Below are 23,058 nucleotides of genomic sequence, written 5' to 3' on the forward strand. Positions count from 1 at the left end.
AATAAAAAATAGGATGCTGAAAAGCATCCTATTTTTTTTGGGTCTTAGATGTTTCTAACGCACTAGTTCATCCCAATATATTTGAACTTGAACAACTGACAGGATGTACCGTAATAATCCCAAAGGTGCAAGTTTGAATTGCCATCCATGGTGCAGTTGGGAATATCCCAGCCACGTGTAGGATCCACCTTGGATAGGATTTTGTAATAACCATTGGAGACAGCGACAACCTGCCATGCCTGTGCATCATTATTATAATTCTGCCAAAGACGGATTGAAGTTCCCAGTGTATTGCTGTTACTTGCCAGGTCAATGCAGCGATTTGTTGCGCTGGCTTTAGATACAAAACGCCAGTATCCATTACCTGCGTCAATGGCAACCCATCGCTGTGCAGAAGCACCATTTCTTGCCCATGGTCTTAACACTGCGCCGTTGGTATCCTCTCCGGATTTCAGATCAAGTACTTTGTTAGCATCAGTCTGAAACTCGATCTCGTAAATACCATTGTTGACCAGGCTATTGTTTGTATTACAGTTTCCAACTGGATAGTTGGAGGATGCATATTGCTGGAACCACTGTTTAACTGGTGCGGCGCAGGCTTCCCAATCGTTGTTGTAGGCCGTTCCTGCATTAGGATCGCCTTTGTGGAGGAGATTATCCGGGGCAAGAACATTCCAGCTTACATTGCCCGACTGATCCACGATATATTTTAAATTGGCACCAAATCCGCTTCCACCTGCCGTACCAGTGTTACCAATGCCGAAGGTACCATATCCTTGTGGTGCCCAGTCTGTCTCGGTAATGGCGATCGGTGCAATGTCTGCAATCGGTTTAACGTTGACATTCCATGCGTTCTGAAAGGATAGATAGTTGTTGAGACCACCCCAGTAACCCGGATAGATATGAACAGCATAACCAATATTACCACCGGTGATCTGATTATTGACATAACCTTGATAATGCGATTGCCAGCCTGTACCTGGTATCCAGCAAACATTATTGGCTCCATTGTTGCGAATGATGTTAACCAATGGCTGAAAGAAATTTTTGAGTGCTGCAAAGTGCTCGTTTCCTGTCGATCCCCATGTGCCGTTTGTTCCCAGAATCTCAACCGGTTCGTTGGCTAATTCAAACATCACATTGTCAGCATTCTTTAGGCCCGGATGTTGCGACAAAAAGGTCCATACGGTTTTAAGATAGCTATGATAGGCATCGTTCACAGCAATACGATTTGGACATACGCCTGGTGGACGCAGGATGACATACATTCCTAGACTTCGGGCATGGTTGATCAATGGGATGATCACCTGATCAGTATAAGTAACCAGGCGGTTATAATTGAATCTTGAGATATCGTTCTCAGGGATAGCCGGTCCGGGATCATTGGTCCAATACGGATCAATGTGAAGGCGGATGTAATTGAGATACCAGCCATCACCAGCGCTGCTGAGTTTATTCATGACAGCCTTATTATAGTTCAGAGCACCCTGCACATTGTAATTATCCCAGGTACAGTAGCCGGAATTAGCACCATACTGACAGCCATTGAACCAGGGGCTGGGAGTTATGGCAACACCATGTAAGACAACATTATTGTCGCAGGGATCTTTAAGGTATCTGCCTCCAACATGCAGCATTGGTGTTGCTGCCAATGCTCTTGCGCTAGCACTTAGGTTTTGATCAGATTCTTCTTGTAAAAATTTTTCTTCCATCCGGGAGCAGCTTGAAAGGATGATTAACAGAAGAGAGGCTAGAAGTAGCCACATTTTGTTTGTTCTCATAATTTATATATTTAAAGATTGGGTATTTTTTAGCCATCAATATCTCGATTCCCTAACCCTGCACAGGAGTTTTGGGCAGATAAGTAAAACTTCTTAATTTATTGACGCTGGGTATGAATAAGAATTGCTGTTATATTCTATTAAACCGACTAACGGCTTGTCTCCCGGCTTTCTTTATCTAATTCTTCAACACTGGTCTCGGTAGAACAATGGAACCATTTCTATTCAGTTTCCGAGTTGAAAATCTTTTTCTTCTCTTTTTCTGGGTTCCTACGTATGTAAGCGTGGAGGTTATTAAAATTTAAGTTATAGTTAAATATGGTTATTAGTTTTATATAAAAATACGTATAATGTTAAATATAAACCAATAATTTATTAAAAATTAACAAAAAATTACATATCATAAATAGAATTATAAAATATATAATCATAATGTATTTTGTGGTAGGGAAAAAGAAAAAACCTTATCATAAATTTTTATTATGATAATTCTAAAAAAAGACAAAATAACTTTTTGCCCTGCTTGAAATTTCTCACAAGAGCATAAAAAAAATCTCACTTATGTGAGATTTTAATAAAGGTATGCGGAATTTTTTACAACTCTAAATTGTTAATTTTCTGAAACAGGTTTTAAATTTTAAACATAAACCCCTGTGAGATCTTTTTATTATATTTTTTTTCGTCAAAGCGGTAAAGAAAAGAGCCTTTTCGGGATGAGGTCATATCCTTTTTATTGGTGTTGACAAGGATATCCATACTGTTGATCTTGCTGGTAAAATTCCGCTTATCAAATTTTTCATCAAAAATGGCTTCATAGAGATTCTGAAGATCCTTCATCGTGAATTTTTCAGGTAGAAGCTCAAACCCTATAGGTCCTGTGGAAGCCCTTCTTCTCAGTCTGGCCACAGCATCCTTTACCATGTCATTGTGATCGAAAATAAGGTCAGGTGCTTTCTGAAGCTCAACCCATTTTGCACTGTACTGCTCATTGATCTGAATATCTTTTTCAATATTGATCAGTGCATAATAGGAAATAGACATGATTCTGGCTGTCGGCTCACGTTTAATTTCCGTATAACATTTCAGTTGTTCAAGATAAATATTTTCAAGACCGGTCAGCGTATAAAGAACCCTATTGGCCGCCTCATCAGAAGTCTCGTCACTGCCAATGAAACCACCCATCAGTGACCATTCGCCCATCTGTGGTTCAAAATTTCTTTTTACTAAAAGGATTTTAAGATTTTCACCGTCAAAACCGAAAATAATACAGTCAACAGCGACAAGGTGTTTGGGATATTGTGAGTAATCCTCAGTCATCTTCTATATTTTATGACAAAGGTAAAGCTTTTATAGATACAATTTTATATAAATGTGATTCATACACTTTTGAATAAGCATTCATTTATTTCATTAAAATTATTTCTTAAAGATATTTTGGGAGATAAAACAATCACTAAAAATGAAGAATATCACTGAAATCAGGTTAATTATTCATGAATCAAATGTTAAAATTATGTTAAAAATAGGATTTGGGTTAATAATTATCATGTAAATAGGCTTAACGTTAAAAATACGATAAGGTATCATTGATATTGTTTAAATTTTCACTAAAATATACCCTGAATTCATTTTCATAGGGAATCGTATGATTTTTCGGTTTCGTTTTTTTGTAAATTGATTATCTTGTTTTTTATGATAAGGTATTGCAATTTTGTCTGTTTATAGGGTTTTATGAAAGGTTTAAAATGAAAAAATGAATGAACCGGACTCAAAAAATGTTTCGTATATAGATTCTTTCCATTACTTTAGAAATGTTGAATTAACATTTATCTATGACCCCAAAACTTTCAGTTCTTTTATTGTGTTTTGTTTCATTTACCTCAGCGCAGGTGAAGGAGAGAATTCACTATTTTCCTTTGGAAACTGTAAGGTTATCAGAGAGTGTTTTCAATAAAGCCATGATGGCAGACCGGAAATATCTCATGGCGATGGAGCCGGACAGATTGCTGGCTCCCTATCTGAAAGAAGCTGGTTTAAGACCAAAATCCGAAAATTATCCCAACTGGGAAAATACAGGTCTGGACGGGCATATAGGAGGGCATTATATTTCAGCATTATCCCTGATGTATGCTTCTACAGGAGATATAACAATAAAAGAGAGGGTTGATTACATGATCAGTGAATTGGAACTTTGCCAGAAAGAATCTCCGGACGGATACATTTCAGGAATTCCCGATGGAAAAAAGATCTGGAAAGAAATAAAACAAGGAAATATAAGAGCTTCAGGCTTTGGTTTGAATGACCGCTGGGTGCCTTTGTATAATATTCATAAACTGTACTCAGGATTACGCGATGCATATTGGTATGCCAAAAATGAAAAAGCAAAAGCAATGCTCATCAGACTCACAGATTGGATGATGAATGAAGTTTCAGACCTTTCTGATGAACAGATACAGGATATGCTGCGCAGTGAACATGGAGGACTCAACGAAGTTTTTGCGGATGTTTATGATATCACTCATGACAAAAAATATCTGCAGCTGGCTCACCGCTTTTCCCATCAGGCTATCCTTACTCCTCTTTTAGCAGGAGAAGATAAACTTACAGGGCTTCATGCGAATACACAGATTCCAAAAGTAATCGGATACAAGCATATTGCCGATCTTGAAAATAACGAGTCCTGGAGTAATGCCGCTGACTTTTTCTGGCATAACGTTACCGGGAAAAGATCTTCAGTTATTGGAGGCAACAGTGTCAGTGAACATTTTAACCCTGTCAATGATTTCAGCAGTATGATAAAAAGTATTGAAGGTCCGGAAACCTGCAATACCTATAATATGCTCAAACTTACCAAAGAGCTTTATGCAACACTGCCTGAATCTTACTATATCGATTATTACGAAAAAGCTTTATACAATCATATCCTTTCCACAGAAAATCATGATCAGGGAGGTTTTGTGTACTTTACGCCAATGCGTCCCGGACACTACCGTGTTTATTCACAACCTCAGACCAGCTTCTGGTGCTGTGTAGGATCCGGAATGGAAAATCATGCCAAATATGGAGAAATGATTTATGCCCGGTCAGATAAGGATTTATATGTGAACCTGTTTATCCCTTCCACATTGACATGGGAAAAGGAAAAAGTAGTGCTTCGTCAGGTCAATAACTTCCCGGAAGTTCCTGAAACAACATTGATCTTTGATGCTGCAGGAAAGTCAGAATTTGATTTAAAACTGAGATGTCCGGACTGGACCACTCCTTCAGAAGTAAAAATTCTGATCAATGGAAAGCAGGAAAAAGTACAGCGTGGTTCAGATGGCTATTTTACGCTGACTAAAAAATGGAAGAAAGGAGATGTGGTGAAAATGATTTTACCCATGCATCTATCTGCAGAACAACTTCCTGACCATTCCAATTATTATGCATTTAAATACGGTCCTGTAGTGCTTGCCGCAAAATACGGTACCGAAAACCAACAGGGACTTCTTGCGGACGATAGCAGAGGCGGCCATATTGCTCATGGTCCGCAGATTCCTTTAAACGAAATTCCAGTTATCCTTGGAAATTCTTCCGAGGTGGTCAGCCATGTTACACCTTTGAACAATAAACCGCTCAACTTTGCGGTTACAGGGCTTTATCCGTCGGAAAAATTTGGAAAAGGTTTAGATCTTGTGCCATTTTACAGTATTCATGCAGAAAGATATATTCTGTACTGGCCTCAGGCTGACAAAAACGAAATAGAGAATACATTGAAGCAAAAGGCAAAAGAAGAAGCGGAAACCAGAAAGCTGGATATGATCACAGTAGATAAAATCCAATTGGGCGAACAGCAGCCGGAATCAGACCATTTTATAGAAAGCAAAGACTCTGGCACAGGATATATGGAAGACCGTCATTTCCGCGATGCTAAAGGCTGGTTCAGTTACCAGATGAAAAATAACGGGAAAAATGCTTCATACCTTTACGTTCTGTATTTTGATGCGAATACCAACCGTACGCTGAATATTGAGATCAACGGTAAAAAAATCATGACTCAAAATCTGGAAGGAAAATCCGGAAGTTCACCACAATATCTGGCCGTTCCGATACCTGATTCAGAAAAGAATAAAGAAAATCTAACTGTAAAATTCCTGGCAGATGAAAAATTGATGACCGCTAAAATCATCGAAGTCCGTTTACTTAAAGGAAAATACGAAAAGCAATAAAAGCTGAACTAAAAATAAAAACAGATTTTTTCCATGAAAAACAGAACCCTATACTTATTATTTTTTCTTGCAGCCATTTGCAGTTTTGATGCAAAAGTAAGGCTGCCTGCTTTGGTTTCAGACGGAATGATCCTTCAGAGAAACCAGGATCTGAAAATCTGGGGATATGCAGATGCAGGAGAAAAAATTAGGGTTAAGTTTATCGGTAAAACCTATAATGCTACAGCTGATCAGAATGGCAATTGGTCTCTAACGCTTCCAAAACTTAAAGCCAGCGGCCCGTATACCATGTCAATTAATGAGATCACCCTTAAAGATATTCTTATTGGTGATGTGTGGGTGGCTTCAGGACAATCCAATATGGAACTTCCGATGCGCAGGCTGACACCTCTGTATGAAAATGAAATTAAAAATGCCAATAATCAGAATATAAGATTCTTCACGGTTCCGCAGAAATACAATTTTAAAGCTCCGCAAAATGATCTTGACGGCGGGAAATGGGAAAGTACAAATCCTCAGACGATACTTGATTTTTCTGGGGTTGCTTATTTCTTTGCCAAAGAACTGAATGAAAAAAATAAAGTGCCTGTAGGAATCATTAATACCAGTTTGGGAGGCTCTCCGGTTCAGGCTTGGATGGATGAAAAATCACTGAAAAAATACCCGGAATACCTGGCTGAAGCAGAAAAATGGAAAAATGATGACCTGATAAAATCTACAGAATCCCAGGAACAGTCACTAAGTAAAGCATGGTATGCAGAGCTGGATCAGAGCGACATTGGTTTCAATCAGCACTGGGAAAAGGATAACACCAATGATTCCGGATGGAAAACCATGATGGTGCCGGGCTCATGGGAAGATCAGGAAGGTCCGTTTGACGGTTCGGTGTGGTTCCGTAAAGAAATTATCCTGCCTAAAGGAGCAGACCAGAAAACAGCATTTTTAAATCTGGGAAGAATAAAAGATGCTGATATTACTTATATTAATGGAATTAAAGTAGGAAATGTAACCTATGAATATCCGCCACGCTGGTATGACATTCCCAAAGGTGTTTTAAAAGAAGGAAAGAACGTCATTACGGTAAGAGTCATCAATGGCAGCGGAAAAGGACAGTTTATTGCTGATAAACCATATTACTTAGAAATTGACGGACAAAAAATAGACCTTAAAGGCGAGTGGAAATATAAGATAGGAGCAAAAATGGAAAAAATGGCTCCCGGACAAACATTTATCCGCTGGAAACCGGTAGGACTTTATAATGCTATGATTAACCCGCTGATCAATTATAAAATCAAAGGATTTATCTGGTATCAGGGGGAAAGCAATACAGGAAAGCCAAAAGAATACGGAGATTTGTTATCAACAATGATTTCACTTTGGCGTTCAAAATGGAACAAGAATGACCTGCCGTTCTTCATTGTACAGCTGGCTAATTTTATGGAGAAAAAAGATGAACCTCTGGATAGTGGTTGGGCAGAACTGAGAGAGCAGCAGAGACAGGTTTCTCTCAATATTCCTTACACAGGACTTGCAGTAGCTATTGACGTGGGAGAATGGAACGATATTCATCCGCTCAATAAAAAAGCAGTGGGTGACAGGCTGGCTTTACAGGCCTTGAAAATCGGAGAAGGCAAAAAAATCATAGCTGACGGACCCGTTTATCAGTCAATGAAAACAGAAGGTAATACCATTATTTTATCCTTTAAACCTGGTACAGATGATCTGGTACAGGGAAGCCTTAAAGGTTTTGCCATACAGCAGAAAGACGGCCGTTATCAATGGGCAAAAGCAGTAGCAAAAGGTAATAAAGTCATTGTCTGGAATGATCAGATCACCAATCCTGTCAATGTACATTATGATTGGGCAGACAACCCAGACGGCAATCTTAAAAATACAAGCGGGCTGCCTGCTTCACCTTTTACAACAGAAAAAAATTAATTTAACATAGAAAACCTTATCAAAATCAATGGATAATCAGCCACAAAAAATATCGGTAGTAGAAAAAGTAGGGTATAGCCTGGGAGATCTGGCGGCCAACCTTGTTTTTCAAACCTTAGTTACCTACCTGACCTATTTTTATACAGATATTTACGGACTAAAACCAGAGGATGCCTCTGTCATCACCCTTACCGTAGGTTTAATTGCCGGATTTGGCTTTAACCCGCTTATCGGAGCCCTGGCAGACCGTACAAGCTCGCGATGGGGGAAATTCCGCCCATGGATTTTATTTACCGCTGTGCCGCTTGGTATTGCTGCACTGTTAGCCTTCAGTACCCCTCATTTTTCTTATCAGGGCAAAATGATCTATGCTGCGGTCACCTATTCATTATTATTGTTGTTATATGCTTCCAATAACTTACCCTATGCAGCTTTGAGCGGGGTTATTACGGGAGATATGAGTGAACGTAACAGTATTTCTTCGTATCGTTTTGTAGCTGTGATGTTTGCACAGTTCTTTGTACAGGTTTTTATGCTGCCTATTATTTTATATGTAGGCCATGGAGACAAAGCACAGGGAATTGAAACCGTGATGACATGGCTGGCTGTAATCGGATCTGTAATGCTGTTGATCACCTTTTTTACGACCAGAGAAAGAATCATTCCTAAGCCGGAGCAGAAATCAAGCTTGAAAGAAGATCTAAAAGATTTATTCCAAAACAGGCCATGGATTATTATGCTTACCGTGACAGCATTTATATTTATCACCCTGGCAATGAAGGGAGGATCTTATGTATATTATTTTAATAATTATGTGGATGAAAATGCTCTGAAGAGTTTTATTTCACCCATTACAGCATTTTTTAATTCTGCAGGGATGAATTTCTTCGGAGAAGATCCAAAGTCTGCAGGATTCGGATTGTTTAATGCAGGAGGAATTGTGATGATGATTGTAGGCATTACCTTCTCTAAAAAACTTGCAGACAGATTTGGAAAACGTGATACTTTTATTGCCTCATTATTCATCTCTACACTTTTTATTCTGTTTTTTATCTTCTATCCTCCGAAAGCAGTGGGAATTATGTTCTTGTCACAGATTTTACACGGATTCTTTTACGGAATCAGTACTCCGCTTTTGTGGGCTATGATTGCCGATGTCGCCGACTATTCGGAATGGAAGAATAACCGCAGGGCAACAGCTATTATTTTCTCGGCTATGATGGTAGGACTTAAGGTGGGTCTCAGCATCGGAAGCTCTCTGGTAGCTTTGATCATTGGAAAATATGGATACATTTCAGTACATGGAAATGAGCAGGTTATTCAGCCTGAAACAGTGGCAGCAGGAGCGAAGATGCTCGTGAGCATATTTCCGTCCATTCCGTTTTTCATTGCCTGCGGACTGCTTTTATTGTATAAAATCAACAAAAAAATGGAAGTTCAGATTGAAAAAGATCTGGCTGAAAGAAGAAAATAAAACTAACAATATGAAACGTATTTTAATTGGTTTGGCAGCAATTACCGCTTCAGGTCTGTCGGCACAGAAATCTGACGGTACTTTAAAAAAAGCATTTCAGGATAAATTCTACATTGGAACTGCGATGAGTCTTCCTCAGATTGACGGTACAGATCAGAAAGCAGTAGCCATCATCAGAAAACAGTTTAGCTCTATTGTTGCCGAAAATTGCATGAAATCTATGTTCTTGCAGCCTCAGGAAGGAAAGTTCTTCTTTGATGATGCCGATAAATTTGTTGATTTCGGGATGAAAAATAATATGTTCATCATCGGACATACGTTAATCTGGCATTCCCAGCTTCCAAAATGGTTTTTTACAGACAGCAACGGAAAGGATGTTTCTCCGGAAGTATTGAAACAACGAATGAAAAATCATATTACAACAGTAGTTTCCCGTTACAAAGGAAAAGTAAAAGGATGGGATGTGGTCAATGAAGCGATTCTTGAAGACGGAACCTATAGAAAAAGTAAATTTTACGAAATTCTGGGTGAAAATTTTATTCCTTTGGCATTTCAGTATGCACAGGAGGCCGATCCCAATGCAGAATTATATTACAACGATTATAATGAATGGTATCCTGAAAAGGTAAAAACAGTCATTGCAATGGTTGAAAAACTTAAATCAAGAGGAATCCGTATTGATGGAGTAGGAATGCAGGCTCATGTCGGCATGGATACACCTTCCATGGATGAATATGAAAAAGCAATCTTGGCTTATTCCAATGCAGGAGTTAAGGTCAATATTACAGAACTGGAAATTAGTGCGCTGCCTTCTCCTTGGGGAAGTTCTGCCAATGTTTCAGATACTGTTGCCTATCAGAAAGAAATGAACCCTTACACAAAAGGTCTTCCCAATGATGTAGAAATGAAATGGGAAAAACGTTACCTTGACTTCTTTGGTCTGTTCTTGAAACACAAAGATAAAATAAGAAGAGTAACCTTATGGGGAGTTACCGACAAGCAGTCCTGGAAAAATGATTTTCCTGTGAAAGGCAGGACAGATTATCCGTTACTTTTTGACAGAAAAGACAAGGAAAAACCTGTGGTAGAAAAAATAATAAAACTTGCAGAGAAAAATTAAAAACAACAGAATTTTTACTTAATGAAAAAATCAAAATATTTATTCCCGGAAGATTATATGGCAGACCCTTCCGTTCACGTTTTTGAAGATAAAATCTATATCTATCCTTCTCATGACCGCGAAAGCGGAATTGAAGAAAATGATAACGGGGATCATTTCGATATGAATGATTACCATGTTTTCTCAATGGATGATGTAGACAGCGGAGAAATTAAAGATCATGGCGTAGTACTTTCGGTAAAAGATATTCCATGGGCGGGAAGACAGCTTTGGGATTGCGATGTAGCCTTTAAAGACGGAAAGTATTATATGTACTTTCCCCTGAAAGATCAGAATGATATTTTCAGAATCGGTGTTGCAGTAAGTGACAAACCTTACGGGCCTTTCATTCCTGAAAAACATCCGATGATGGGAAGCTACAGTATTGATCCCTGCGTTTTTGAAGATAACGGGAAATATTATATGTATTTTGGAGGAATATGGGGTGGGCAATTGCAGCGCTACAGAGATAATAAGGCACTTGAATCTGCAATAATTCCTGAAAATGACGAGCCTGCAATCCATTCAAAGGTGGCTTTGCTAAGCGATGATATGCTTCAATTTGCTGAAGCTCCTAAAGACGTTGTCATCATCGATGAAAATGGAAAACCACTGCTTCATGGTGATAAGCACCGCTTTTTTGAAGCGTCATGGATGCATCAGTACAACGGCAAATATTATTTTTCTTATTCTACAGGTGACACTCACCTGATTTGCTATGCAACCGGGGATAATCCTTACGGTCCGTTTACTTTTCAGGGTGAAATTCTTACTCCGGTGGTAGGATGGACTACCCATCACAGTATTGTGGAATTCAAAGGGAAATGGTACCTGTTTTTCCATGATTCTATTCCAAGTGGCGGTAAAACATGGCTGAGAAGTATGAAAGTAATTGAACTGGAATACGATCATGAAGGTAAAATCAAAACAATTGAAGGTCTTGAAGACCAGCAATAGAAATTCTTAATTATTTAAAATTTTTCAATGCAATATCTGAGACTCTATATCCTTTTTTTTCTGATGATTCCGCTACTGATTTTCGCAGAGGACGGAAGTCAGCTATGGCTTAGGTTTCCTGCAAAACATGGAATATCAGCAGATAAGATCATTTCCAAAGGCAGCAGCCCTACGCTCAACATTGCCAGAAAAGAGCTGAGCAGCCACTGGCAGGGACAAACGGTGGAACTTCGTACGGAAAATAAAGATAAAAATCTGAAAGACGGTTACAGAATTGTTTCCATGCCTGAAAAAATCGTTATTTCTGCAGGCAAAGAAATAGGACTGTTATATGGTGTCTATCATATTTTACGCTTGCAGCAGACAAAAGCTGATCTGTCTCATGTAAACAGTATTGAAAAACCTTCATACGATGTAAGAATTCTGGATCATTGGGATAATCTCGATGGAAGTATTGAAAGAGGCTATGCCGGAAGATCCCTTTGGAAATGGGAAGATTTACCTGGTAAGATATCTCCACGCTATGAAGAATATGCAAGAGCCAATGCTTCAGTAGGAATCAATTCCGTTGTTTTGAATAATGTGAATGCATCGCCCAATATGCTTAGAGAAGACTATCTTAAAAAAGTAAGGGTTCTGGCCGATATTTTCAGACCTTATGGCATAAAGGTATATCTTTCCGTGAATTTTTCTTCACCAAAAGTTCTGGGTGGATTGCAAAATTCAGATCCATTGAATAAAGATGTACAAAAATGGTGGAAAGATAAAGCTGCTGAAATTTACAGACTGATCCCAGATTTCGGAGGATTTTTGGTGAAAGCCAATTCCGAAGGGCAGCCGGGACCTCAGGATTACGGAAGGACTCATGCAGACGGAGCCAATATGATGGCTGATGCATTGAAACCCTACAATGGAATTGTAATGTGGAGAGCATTTGTATATAGCCCAAGCAAGGATGACAGAGCCAAACAGGCTTATCTTGAGTTTGTTCCTCTGGATGGTAAGTTCAGAGATAATGTGATCATTCAGATCAAAAACGGCCCGGTTGATTTTCAGCCCCGTGAAGCTTTTAATCCACTTTTTGGTGCTTTGAAAAAAACTTCTGAAATGGTAGAATTTCAGATCACTCAGGAATATCTGGGCTTTTCAAATCATCTGGTTTATTTGGCGCCTTTATTCAAAGAAACATTGGAAAGCGATACTTATTCTGACGGGCAAGGATCCACCATTGCTAAAATTACAGATGGTACTTTAAGACCTGCAAAAATTACAGCTATTTCTGCCGTTGCCAATATCGGAGAAGATACCAACTGGACGGGCCATCATTTTGCACAGGCCAACTGGTATGCATTCGGGAGGCTGGCATGGAATCACCAGCTGAGCTCAGAGCAGATTGCAGATGAGTGGATTAAAATGACGTTTACAGATGATGAGAACTTCCTGAATCCGGTAAAGGAGATCATGCTTTCCTCCAGAGAAACTGCCGTGGACTATATGATGCCTTTGGGATTACATCATATCTTTGCGGGAGGTCATCACTACGGTCCTGAACCATGGGGAGATTATAAAGGCGGAAGACCGGACTGGTCACCAGTCTATTACCATCAAGCTGATGCACTGGGATTGGGTTTTAACAGAACAAAAACAGGAAGTAATGCTGTTTCACAGTATTTTCCACCACTTAATGAAAGATACGGGAATATCTCAACCTGCCCGGAAAATCTTATCCTTTGGTTTCATCATGTTCCATGGGATTATAAAATGAAAGACGGAAAAACGCTGTGGGATGAGCTGTGCTATACTTATGATTCCGGAGTGAAAAAGGTAAGGGATTATCAGAAAATATGGGATAGGATGGAACCTTATATAGATGAACAGCGATTTGCTGATGTTCAGTCAAAACTCAGAATTCAGTCCAGGGATGCGGTATGGTGGAAAGATGCCTGCCTGCTGTATTTCCAGACTTTTTCCAAAAAACCGATTCCTTATGATATTGAACGCCCTGTTCATGAACTGGAAGATCTTAAGAAGATTAAGCTGGATATGGCACATCACAACTAAAAAAATGAGGCAGCTCTTTTCCGGATCGGAAATGAGAGCTGCCTCAAAACAATAAACTGTAAGTAAAATTTTAATCCAAAATAATTTGGAATGATCGATATGTCAATCTATCTGTATATATTCCGGTTTATCGGAGAGAAATTATTTTGTTAAACACATTTCCGTTTTCTTCAACCCGGATGATATATTGGTCTGCTGTTTTGGGATCAAGATCAAAAGTGATATCCACTTTTCCGTCTTCGGATTTTCTGCTGGATGTATAATAAGTTGTATTGGAAAGATCAGATACCGAAATGCTTACTGTGCCTTTCACGTCAGACATGTGAAGCTTTGCCATATGCCCGGAAATGGTATATTCAGGCTTATGGACAGCACTTACAGGTGCTTTTTCTACTTCCATAACATTATCAGCACTGATTTTTATCCTGTATTTCTCTATTTTCACTTCCGATTCTGCTACCAGATAGTAAGTTCCGGGGGTAAAATTCTGAAAATCATAAGTCTTTGTTACATGATCTCCATCTGCAAGATTCTCGAAAAATAGCTCATCATGTGCATTGTTATAAACAAAAACAGATACACTTCTGGCATTTGAAAGCTCAAAGTTCAATGTTTTGTCTTGTACGTTTCCAAAGGAAAGGGAAAAATCTCTGTCCTTACTCATTACATTTGCTGAAAACAATAAAGATCCTGCAAAAAATACGGCTTTTAATAATGTGCTCATGGATTAAGGCTTTTAGAATTGATACTGCAAATCTATGGCAGTAATATTTTTCAGGCTATAATTAAATTTTCACATTTATGTCTTATATTAACTTTAATTGTTATTATTGATGTGTTATTTGTTAATTTTACATATGAAATTATTTATTTTGTCCTATGAAACTTGTAAGCCCATCTTTTGAAGCCATAAGGCCAACTTTAGGAAGTAGCTTTACCAGTCTGAAATTCCTGACCAATGAGAATATAAAATCACATGTCTGGCATTATCATCCTGAAATTGAACTGATTTTTGTCTGTAAAGGCTCTGGAAAAAGACAGATCGGAAGCAGTATTTCTTATTTTTCAGATGGAGACCTGGTTTTGATAGGAAGCAACCTTCCGCACTGCGGGCTTACCAACGAGAATACACATAATGAGTATGAAATGGTTATTCAGTTTAAGTCTGATTTTTTAGGAGAACCTATCTGGAGCATACCGGAGATGCAGAGGATTTCTGCTTTGCTTGAAAAGTCCAAGGCAGGAATAGTATTTGGAGAAGACGTGAAAAAAGCAATCGGAAAAGAGATTGTTGAAATGCATGAAGCTTCCTCTTTGGACAAGCTGTGCAGATTCCTGAAAATATTGGATGAGCTGTCTGTTACTCAGGATTACAGAATCTTAAATGCAGGAAAATATTATCTTCAGACACAGATTGAAGATAATGAGAGAATCAATCTTATATTTAATTACGTAAAAGACCATTTCAAAGAATCCATTACCCTGGAAGATGTGGCTGATCTCGCCAATATGAAAGTACCGTCTTTCTGCCGTTATTTTAAAAAAATCACCAACAAGACCTTTACCCGTTTTGTAAATGAATATAGAATTACCCATGCGCTTAAGCTTCTGGCGGAGCAGCCTTTGAGCATTACAGAAGTCTGTTTTGAATCCGGGTTTAATAATTTCAGTTATTTTAATAAGACTTTTAAAGAGTATATCCAAAAAAGCCCTTCTCAGTACAGGAAAGAGTTTAATTACTTCATGGAATAGTTTTTTGAAGACCAGTAAAAAAATATATTCTCATGATGATTTATCAAAATATAAGTGTAAATTTAACACTTATAAACAATAATAATATCTATGAAATTTTTTATTGATACCGCCAATCTGGCGATGATAGAAGAAGCCAATGCCCTTGGAGTTCTGGACGGTGTAACTACTAATCCTTCATTGATGGCGAAAGAAGGGATCTCAGGAAAGCAAAATATACATCATCATTACCTTGAAATCTGTAATATTGTGGATGGGGATGTAAGTGCCGAAGTATTGGGAATTACTTTCGAAGAAATGATTAAAGAAGGAGAAGAGCTTGCCGCATTACATCCAAGGATTGTTGTAAAAGTTCCTATAACTAAGGATGGAATCAAAGCCATCAGGTATTTTTCTGAAAAGGGAATAAAGACCAATTGTACTCTCGTTTTCTCATCGGGCCAGGCATTACTGGCTGCCAAAGCAGGAGCCACCTATGTTTCTCCGTTTCTGGGAAGGCTGGATGATATTTCTACAGACGGCCTTCATCTGATCTCAGAAATCAGGACGATTTATGACAATTATGCTTTTCAGACACAGATACTGGCAGCTTCTGTCCGACACAGTATGCATATTATCAACTGTGCAAAGATTGGTGCTGATGTTGTGACCTGTCCATTGGCCCCTATACTTTCTCTTCTTAAACATCCGCTCACAGATTCAGGATTAGATCAGTTCATCAAAGATTCACAAAAAATGAAATAAGGTTGGGCAGGAAAAGTATAATCTCTGTTATAAATTCAGTAGTTTTATTCTTTAGATCACCTAAGATCTGTTTTATCAGAAAAGATTGATATGGATGAACAGTTAATTAATGCAACTATAAAAAAGTTTAAAGCTGAGTTCAAATCAGTACCCGAACATATATTCCTTTCTCCCGGAAGAATTAATATTATCGGTGAGCATGTAGATTACAGCGATGGTTTTGTATTGCCTGCTGCCATAGATAAATACATCTGTTTTGCTGTCTGTAAGACTCCTCAGACTAATCTGTGTACAATTGTTGCCAAAGACCTTGGAGAAAAATATACATTTGATGTCACGATGGAGGTAAAACCGGTACAGCAGATGTGGATGAATTATATTTTGGGAGTTTTCAGTCAGTTGCAAAAGCCGGAAAACCAATTTTGTGGGATGGAAATTGTCTTCAGCAGTACCATTCCGATGGGAGCAGGGCTTTCTTCATCAGCAGCCCTTGAATGTGGATTTGCTTATATCCTCAACGAACTTTTTGATCTTCAGATTTCAAAAAAAGATATTGCTGTAATCGGGCAGAAGTCGGAACATTCTTTTGCAGGAGTTCAGTGCGGGATTATGGATCAGTTTGCCTCCGTTTTTGGAAAAGAGAACAAAGTGATTATGCTCGATTGTAATTCACTGGAGCATCAATATTTCGATGCTGACCTTAAAGGATACAGCCTGCTGCTTTTTGACAGCTGTGTAAAGCATAGCCATCTGACATCCGGCTATAATGAAAGACGTAAAGATGTTGAAAACGGGAAGAAAGTTTTATGGAAAAACTTTCCGGAAACCAAAAAATTCAGAGATTTTACGCTGGCAATGCTTGATATGGTAAAAGAAGAAATGGGAAGTATTTCATATAAAAGATGTCTCTATCTTCTTAAAGAAATCTACAGAGTGGAAATGGCTGCAAAAGCTATTTCAGAAGGAGATATTGAATATCTGGGAACACTTCTCACAGAAACCCATGCCGGGCTTTCAACAGAATTTGAAGTCAGCTGTAATGAACTTGATTTTTTAGTGGAAAATACATTACAGCAGAAAGGAGTGCTGGGAGCGAGAATCATGGGAGGTGGCTTCGGAGGCTGCAGCATCAACCTGATTCAGGAAAATAAAGCTGAAGAAGTGATCCGGATCATCAGTGAAAAATATCTTGAAAATTTCAATATTCAGATGAAAGTTTATCATGTTAAAATTTCCGATGGGATAAAAGAATACACCAATGAATACATCATTTGACCGTAATAAGCATCCCCACAGAAGATACAATCCTCTATTGGATGAATGGATACTGGTTTCTCCACAACGGGCAAACAGACCATGGCAGGGACAGAAAGAAGATATTACAGAAGAAAATCGACCTGTATACGATCCGGATTGCTATCTGTGTTCCGGGAATATCCGTGCTAATGGAGCCCGAAATCCTGAGTATAAAGGGACTTATGTTTTTAATAATGATTTCGGGGCATTGCTTAATGAAGAAATTGATTTTTCTGAAGAACATTCCGGTTTTTTTACCCTTCTTCCGGAACGCGGAATCAACAGGGTGGTTTGTTTTTCTGAGAATCACAGTCTTACTTTACCGGAAATGTCTGTGGAACAGATAAAAAATGTTGTGGATATATGGCAGGAGCAGTTTAATGAACTGGCTGCTTTGGACCATATCAATTACATTCAGATTTTTGAAAACAAAGGAAGTGTTATGGGCTGCAGTAACCCTCATCCGCATGGTCAGATATGGGCACAGTCGTCAATTCCGGCTATGGTTCAGAAAACCCAGGATCAATTGAAATTCTATTTTGAAAAAAATAGCAGAACATTACTGGAAGATTATCTTCAGCAGGAAATAACGGCTGGAGAACGCATCGTCACAGAAAATGAACATTTTACAGCATTGGTTCCGTTTTGGGCATCATGGCCATATGAAACGATGATTATCAGTAAACAGAAAAGAGAAAATATTGCGGCATTTTCTGAAGAAGAAAAAGAATCTTTTGCTTTGATTATCAAGAACATGACCACAATTTATGACAATCTTTTTGAAACGTCATTTCCTTATTCTGCGGGAATCCACCAGTCACCTACAGATGGAAAACCACATCCGGAATGGCATTTTCATATGCATTTTTATCCCCCGCTGCTCAGAAGTGCAGAAATAAAGAAATTTATGGTAGGCTATGAAATGCTGGCAGAGCCTCAACGGGACATTACTCCGGAACAAAGCGCAGCCATATTAAGAAACCTTCCTACCATTCACTACAAGAAAAAATAATAAAATCAATATCTTTGAAAAAGAATAAGCAAATTGTGATTCTGATACATACAATTGCTTTTCCCAATAAAATTATGGAACAGATTAAATTAATTGTGACGGACATGGATGGGACATTCCTCAATTCCAGCCATGAAATGAGCCCTGAATTTTCGGATGTTTACAAAGAACTGAAAAAAAGAAATATTCTGTTTGTCCCAGCAAGCGGCAGACAGATGCCCGGCATCACCCATTATTTCGGAGAAATAGAAAGTGAGATCGGTTTTATCGCTGAAAATGGCGGCTATGTTATCTATAAAGATCAGGAGCTTTTTGCCGATATACTGGAATATAAATATATTGTTGAGATCATCAAAGCTATTCGTGAAATACCGGGTGCGAAAGCGGTATTGTCAGCAAAAAAAATGGCTTATTACGAAACCGAAGATCAGCAGTTTGTAGACTTTTTCTCAAAGTACTATACTGAAAATATGAGAAAAGATGATCTTACGGAAAAAATTGATGATACAGCCTTTAAAATAGCAATTTATCATCCTGAAGGTGCTGAAAAATATCTGTATCCGGCTCTTAAAAGATTTGAAGAATTCGGTCTGGAAGTAGTTGTTTCCGGAGAATACTGGCTTGATATTATGAATAAAGATATTAACAAAGGAAATGCTCTGAAAATACTGCAAAAATCGTTGGGTATTTCTCCTGAAAATACGATGGCTTTTGGTGATTATATGAATGATATAGAAATGCTGAAGAATGCTAAGTATTCTTACGCCATGAAAAATGCCCATCCGAACGTAAAGCAGGTAGCCAATTTTGAAGCCTGTACCAATGACAGCTTTGGAGTGCTGAAAACAATTAAGGATTACCTTCATCTTAATTAATACATCCTATAAAAACTATAACCCAATACGAAAATGAACAAATCAACCGGAAGAAAACCCGCTAAAGCCTGCTATGAGCATATTGGCGGTAAATTAGGACAGCTTCTTTTAGAGCAATTTGTTGAGAAAGGCTGGATTACCAAGGATAATCCGGCTGATCGTCATTATTATATTACTGATAAAGGAATAGAGGAATTTACAAAACTAGGTCTTGACCTTTCACAAATAAAGGCAGAACAATAACTTTCATTGTTTTAGTAATGATTTAATTTTTCATATGTTTCTTTAAAAATGCAAGGCTTCCTTCAGCAAGCTCCTGTGCATCGTAAGGTGATTTCTGCCATAAAGAAACCTTTTCCTGCATTCCCGGAATTGAGGAGCTGAAATTTTCAAGAACCAAATTTCCTTCAAAATTGATTTCCTTCAGTGCAGAGAAAAATTCTTTCCAGTTTACAGTTCCTTCTCCCAACATACCCCGGTGAGATTCTGTAACATGAATATGTTTCAGCATTTTTCCGGAATTGATAATTGGGTCATAAAAATTGTTTTCCTCAATATTCATATGAAAGGTATCAAGATGAAGGAAAAGGTTATTTTTACCTGTTTTCTTAATAAGTTCCAGGACATTTTTTGCAGTGTTGCAAACATAGGACTCATAACGGTTAATAGGTTCTATAGCGATATCAACATTTCTGTTTTGTGCATAATCGGCCACGTTGCACCATACTTCAGCAATGATTTCTTTTTCGTTTTCTGTAAGTGTTTTTCCGGTAAAGACACCTATTCCGCTATGCAATACTCCGGCCAGCAGATTGGTTTCCAGTTCATCAACTTTATCGATTGCTTTTTTGATAAGCTTTTCTGCTGTTTCAGGATGAAACGCAATATGGGCATCTTTGGGAAGGTTTAGTGAACATACGGCTTCCAGATGATTTTCTTTCAGCTGTTTTTTTACTGTGACAGCATCAAAATCCATTGAACCCGGCAGCAGTATTTCGATAAGATCAAACCCGGCCTGAGCGGTTTTTTCTATAGCATATTTCCCTGATTCTGCATTCCATAACGGCGTGATCCAGGAGAGTAGGGAAGCCCCTAGTTTTATATTCATCATATTTTCTTTATTTTATTTTTAAAAAATCCACCATTCTGTTCGTATACCGAAATAAGTTCCGAATCTTTTTGCTCCTGACTGCTGTAAAAACGGTGAATAAAGACTGTTCATAGCCTGATCATTATACCTTGATACTTCTGCAATAAAGCGGATGTGGGGTCTTGCCCAGACACTTCGTTCTGCCGTAGGAACAATTGGGGGAGCCAAAACAAGCTTCATCATGGATGCAGCATCCTGCATTCCGTTTTTTCGTGTTGCATAATGGAGCTCGGAAAGAATATGAAACCAGTTATTAAAATAATAAGTGGCCCTTATTCCGGTATTAAACTCTGTTTTCCGGTTGAAAATTTCACGGCTATAATAGTCCAAAGCCTTATCATTACTGTATGATCCACCTTTACTTTTGGTGAAAACGGCATAGGGATTAAGCGACCATCGGTTTGAAATATTCCATAGTAAATGCTCAACAATTGTAAAAGAGTAGGCACCTTTGTATGTTTTTGTGATTTCATCAGGTGCTCCATAAGTACGCCATGTCTGCGTATTTCCATTATCTCCGCCGTTGGCAATCCCAGTTCCATATCTTATAGAAAACTGATTGAATGAACCCGGTATTTTTGTTGTAATATCTGAATTGAGTTTAGCTCCAAAAACCCAACCCCGGTCTGAAGGGTACTGTTCTACAGAATTTTCTCCTGATTTTTCTACATGATGAAATTCTGCCATCAATTTCAGCTTGTGTTTTGTATTTTTAAATGGCAGTGTCTGCTCCAGAACAAATACTTCTCTCTGCCTGTATATAAGGTTTTTTGATCCGCTGATCACATTGGTATAAGAGTATGGAGTCGAGTTGTTAGCTGCAGTATCAATAGCTGCCGGGAAAAACATAGAAAACCTTGTATTTTTATGTCTTACTCCCCAGCCGGTTGCCGAATGGTCATCAAAATAAAAGTAATCTGCAATGTGAATGTCATCATATCTCAGCCATCTTGAACCTGCCCAGATATCCCAGTCACTTCCCATAATATTTCTGGCTTCAACAAAGGCTTCCGGTAAGGCAACAATCATCCCCTGATTGGATTTTGAATCCACATTTCCCAGAAAAGTTCCCCCGGAATAAAAGCTTAATCTTGCCTGCATATCAATCTTTGTACTTTTTAAGCTGTCACCGTTCACAACAGGGGAGAAATGAAAAGCAGGTAAAAAATCAACATAATCTCCCTGATCCATTCTGCCTCCTAAAGATCCCTGGTTATTCAGATTCAACTGTCTTCCTGTCTTTCCATCGGCATTCGGAGAATAGCCAGCTCCGATTCTCCCGGTTGTCCCAAAGGAAAATTTTTTGTTCGTGATTGTGATCTGGGCATTAATTCCCCTGCTGATGCATACAAGTAAAATGCACCAGGCTAATAAAAGCTTTGTTTTCATAGGAATTATTTAAGTGTTTTGGGCTTGTAATATTTTAATGCAAATAATAAAATAACCGCATAGCAGAGAATAGGAAGTAGGTATGCATGTGCAATATCTTTTTCTGCAATTCTACCCATTATCGGAGGGAAAACAGCTCCTCCAAACATCGCCATAACCAGGAAAGATGAAGCCTGCTGAACCTTTGAACCTAATCTTTTCAATCCAAGACTGAAAATGGTGGGGTACATTACACTCAGGAACAGATTGAGCAAAATAAGGCTGATAAATGATATCCATCCGAAGCTTTGGGAAATAATCAGACACAGAATAATATTGCATGCTGTAAAGATAGCCAGCAGCTTGTTGGGAGCGATGAATCTCATCAGGAATGTACCAATAAATCTGCCAATCATCATCATGGCCATGCTCAGAGAAAAATAATAGGAAGCCTGTATCTCCGGGAGGTGCATTTTTTCGACACCGTAATTGATAAAATACGCCCATGTTCCGCCCTGTGCGGCAATGTTAAAAAACTGGGCAACGACTGCAAATATAAAATGTCTCTGTTTATAGAGTGGTGCATGAGGATCTGATACAGATAAATCTTCACCTTTTTCATTTTCTGAAATAAGGATGTCTTCTGCGTGAGGATCTTTGAGATCCGGTACTCTGATGAAACTGAAAATAACGGTAATCACCAGAATCACAATACCAATCCATGTATAAAGATTTTTTACAGAATCCAGAGATCCTGTTCCGGAATCAGGAGCTCCGAAAATGAAATACCCACCTAAAAGCGGGCCTATAATGGCTCCCAGACCATTAAATGACTGAGCAAAGTTAACTCTCTGATCACTCGTCCTTTCATCTCCAAGAGCTGCTACAAAGGGATGAGCTACTGTTTCAAGAGTTGCCATTCCCATTGCGAGAACAAAAAGAGCTAATCTGAAAAAGTCAAATGAAGAAGTGTTGGCTGCCGGAATAAACAAAAAAGATCCCAGTGCAAACAATGAAAGCCCTAATATTACGCCTAATTTATAACCAAATCTTTTCATAAAAAGACCTGCCGGAATCCCCATGAGTGCATATGCACCAAAAATGGAAAGCTGCACCAGTCCTGATTTGGATTTTGAAATGTGAAGGACATTCTGAAAATGCTTATTCAGTACATCTCCCATGGTAAGCGCAATAGCCCAGAAGAAAAATAATGACGTAACAAAGGATAGGACGATATAGTATTTTTTATCTGTAAATTTTGGAGTATTCATATAATCTGTTTT

18 protein-coding genes are annotated in these 23,058 nt (G+C 38.5%); 12 read left to right on the forward strand and 6 right to left on the reverse strand.

Features of this window, described 5'->3' with window-relative positions; translation table 11 throughout:
* Nucleotides 1–62: 62 nt before the first annotated feature.
* Together KIK00_RS03525 and KIK00_RS03530 are read right to left on the reverse strand one after the other, a co-directional pair.
* Nucleotides 63–1,781, reverse strand: a complete 1,719-nt coding sequence (locus tag KIK00_RS03525; protein ID WP_255815171.1) for an RICIN domain-containing protein — start codon at nt 1,779–1,781, stop codon at nt 63–65.
* A 630-nt stretch (nt 1,782–2,411) separates the two neighbouring features.
* A complete protein-coding gene (locus KIK00_RS03530; protein WP_255815172.1) occupies nt 2,412–3,098 on the reverse strand; it encodes an NUDIX domain-containing protein in 687 nt (228 codons plus the stop codon).
* 515 nt (nt 3,099–3,613) lie between these two features.
* On the opposite strand from KIK00_RS03530, the gene KIK00_RS03535 reads away from it, so the two are divergent.
* Genes KIK00_RS03535 through KIK00_RS03560 form a run of 6 tightly spaced genes read left to right on the forward strand, consistent with a single transcriptional unit; the run spans nt 3,614 to nt 13,578 of the window.
* Nucleotides 3,614–5,989 carry a glycoside hydrolase family 127 protein gene (locus KIK00_RS03535; RefSeq protein ID WP_255815173.1) on the forward strand — a complete coding sequence of 792 codons (2,376 nt, stop codon included), beginning with the start codon at nt 3,614–3,616 and terminating at the stop codon, nt 5,987–5,989.
* Nucleotides 5,990–6,022: 33 nt separating this feature from the next.
* Nucleotides 6,023–7,927, forward strand: coding sequence for a sialate O-acetylesterase (locus KIK00_RS03540; RefSeq protein WP_255815174.1), 1,905 nt, complete (start codon nt 6,023–6,025; stop codon nt 7,925–7,927).
* Between the two features lie 28 nt (nt 7,928–7,955).
* Nucleotides 7,956–9,401, forward strand: a complete 1,446-nt coding sequence (locus KIK00_RS03545; RefSeq protein ID WP_255815175.1) for an MFS transporter — start codon at nt 7,956–7,958, stop codon at nt 9,399–9,401.
* Between the two features lie 10 nt (nt 9,402–9,411).
* Nucleotides 9,412–10,521 (forward strand): endo-1,4-beta-xylanase, encoded by a 1,110-nt coding sequence (locus KIK00_RS03550; RefSeq protein WP_255815176.1) that lies wholly within the window; start codon nt 9,412–9,414, stop codon nt 10,519–10,521.
* 21 nt (nt 10,522–10,542) lie between these two features.
* The gene (locus KIK00_RS03555; RefSeq protein ID WP_255815177.1) at nt 10,543–11,517 is read left to right on the forward strand and encodes a glycoside hydrolase family 43 protein; all 975 of its coding nucleotides are present in this window, start codon (nt 10,543–10,545) and stop codon (nt 11,515–11,517) included.
* A 27-nt stretch (nt 11,518–11,544) separates the two neighbouring features.
* On the forward strand, nt 11,545–13,578 hold the full coding sequence (locus tag KIK00_RS03560) for an alpha-glucuronidase (RefSeq protein ID WP_255815178.1): 2,034 nt from the start codon (nt 11,545–11,547) through the stop codon (nt 13,576–13,578).
* Between the two features lie 127 nt (nt 13,579–13,705).
* Here the strand turns inward: KIK00_RS03560 and KIK00_RS03565 are convergent, their stop codons facing one another.
* A complete protein-coding gene (locus KIK00_RS03565) occupies nt 13,706–14,302 on the reverse strand; it encodes a hypothetical protein (protein WP_255815179.1) in 597 nt (198 codons plus the stop codon).
* A 155-nt stretch (nt 14,303–14,457) separates the two neighbouring features.
* On the opposite strand from KIK00_RS03565, the gene KIK00_RS03570 reads away from it, so the two are divergent.
* The 6 genes from KIK00_RS03570 (at nt 14,458) to KIK00_RS03595 (ending at nt 19,500) form a co-directional block, all read left to right on the forward strand.
* The gene (locus KIK00_RS03570) at nt 14,458–15,330 is read left to right on the forward strand and encodes an AraC family transcriptional regulator (RefSeq protein ID WP_255815180.1); all 873 of its coding nucleotides are present in this window, start codon (nt 14,458–14,460) and stop codon (nt 15,328–15,330) included.
* A 90-nt stretch (nt 15,331–15,420) separates the two neighbouring features.
* A complete protein-coding gene (gene fsa / locus KIK00_RS03575) occupies nt 15,421–16,074 on the forward strand; it encodes a fructose-6-phosphate aldolase (RefSeq protein WP_255815181.1) in 654 nt (217 codons plus the stop codon).
* A 90-nt stretch (nt 16,075–16,164) separates the two neighbouring features.
* Nucleotides 16,165–17,349 carry a galactokinase gene (gene galK, locus KIK00_RS03580; protein WP_255815182.1) on the forward strand — a complete coding sequence of 395 codons (1,185 nt, stop codon included), beginning with the start codon at nt 16,165–16,167 and terminating at the stop codon, nt 17,347–17,349.
* Entirely contained in the window at nt 17,333–18,382 is a 1,050-nt protein-coding gene (locus KIK00_RS03585) for a UDP-glucose--hexose-1-phosphate uridylyltransferase (protein WP_255815183.1), read from the forward strand. Before galK ends, KIK00_RS03585 begins: the two co-directional genes overlap by 17 nt.
* A 74-nt stretch (nt 18,383–18,456) precedes the next feature.
* A complete protein-coding gene (locus KIK00_RS03590) occupies nt 18,457–19,257 on the forward strand; it encodes an HAD family hydrolase (protein ID WP_255815184.1) in 801 nt (266 codons plus the stop codon).
* A 33-nt stretch (nt 19,258–19,290) separates the two neighbouring features.
* Nucleotides 19,291–19,500: an ArsR family transcriptional regulator gene (locus KIK00_RS03595; RefSeq protein ID WP_255815185.1), complete on the forward strand. Its 210-nt coding sequence runs from the start codon at nt 19,291–19,293 to the stop codon at nt 19,498–19,500.
* A gap of 22 nt (nt 19,501–19,522) precedes the next feature.
* Here the strand turns inward: KIK00_RS03595 and KIK00_RS03600 are convergent, their stop codons facing one another.
* The 3 genes from KIK00_RS03600 to KIK00_RS03610 are packed head-to-tail and all read right to left on the reverse strand — an operon-like array spanning nt 19,523 to nt 23,046.
* Nucleotides 19,523–20,368, reverse strand: coding sequence for a sugar phosphate isomerase/epimerase (locus KIK00_RS03600; RefSeq protein WP_255815186.1), 846 nt, complete (start codon nt 20,366–20,368; stop codon nt 19,523–19,525).
* Between the two features lie 18 nt (nt 20,369–20,386).
* A complete protein-coding gene (locus tag KIK00_RS03605; protein WP_255815187.1) occupies nt 20,387–21,796 on the reverse strand; it encodes a carbohydrate porin in 1,410 nt (469 codons plus the stop codon).
* Nucleotides 21,797–21,801: 5 nt separating this feature from the next.
* Nucleotides 21,802–23,046 (reverse strand): sugar MFS transporter, encoded by a 1,245-nt coding sequence (locus KIK00_RS03610; protein ID WP_255815188.1) that lies wholly within the window; start codon nt 23,044–23,046, stop codon nt 21,802–21,804.
* Nucleotides 23,047–23,058: the final 12 nt, after the last annotated feature.

It is taken from the genome of Chryseobacterium sp. MA9 (assembly GCF_024399315.1).
Classification (GTDB): domain Bacteria; phylum Bacteroidota; class Bacteroidia; order Flavobacteriales; family Weeksellaceae; genus Chryseobacterium.